Source organism: Pseudomonas sp. KB_15, assembly GCF_052114525.1.
Classification (GTDB): Bacteria; Pseudomonadota; Gammaproteobacteria; order Pseudomonadales; family Pseudomonadaceae; genus Aquipseudomonas.
This window is the reverse complement of sequence record NZ_JBFREX010000120.1, coordinates 1-629: the sequence shown is the minus strand read 5'-3', so window position 1 is coordinate 629 and position 629 is coordinate 1. Positions and strand designations below refer to the sequence as shown.

1 protein-coding gene is annotated in these 629 nt (G+C 56.0%); it reads right to left on the bottom strand.

The features are described 5' to 3' along the window. Nucleotides 1-629: polysaccharide biosynthesis protein (locus AB4Z35_RS29985; RefSeq protein WP_442101159.1), on the bottom strand; the 629-nt coding region annotated here is incomplete at both ends.

Genomic DNA, 629 nt, shown 5'->3' with positions numbered 1-629 from the left:
TCACCCGGACGCAGCCCGGTGAATTCGATAGCGATGTCACCATGCAGGTTTTTTTCCGAACGGACGCTCAGGCCGGACAAATGGATCATTTTCTCGGCCAGCTCGACGATCCTCACGGGCTCGCCCATGTCCAGGACAAAAACATCACCCCCCTGCCCCATGGAGCCCGCCTGAATCACCAATTGCGCCGCTTCAGGGATGGTCATGAAGTATCGGGTGATCTTCGGATGCGTGACCGTCAGCGGACCGCCTGACTTGATCTGCTTGTGAAACAACGGAATGACCGAACCCGACGATCCCAGGACGTTACCAAACCGTACCATGGTGAAGCGTGTTTTGTTCACACGCGAAACATTGCTCGTATCTGCGAACAACACCGGAGCCAACTCACGACTCAGCGCTTGCAACGTCAATTCGGCAAGGCGCTTGGTACTGCCCATGACATTGGTGGGCCGTACGGCTTTGTCTGTCGAGATCAGGACGAAGTTGGCAACACCGGCTTTCAATGCCGCCTGGGCGGTATTGAGCGTACCCACCACGTTGTTCAGCACACCTTCAGCGATGTTGTGCTCAACCATCGGCACGTGTTTATACGCCGCCGCATGATAGACAGTGTCTACATGCCAGGT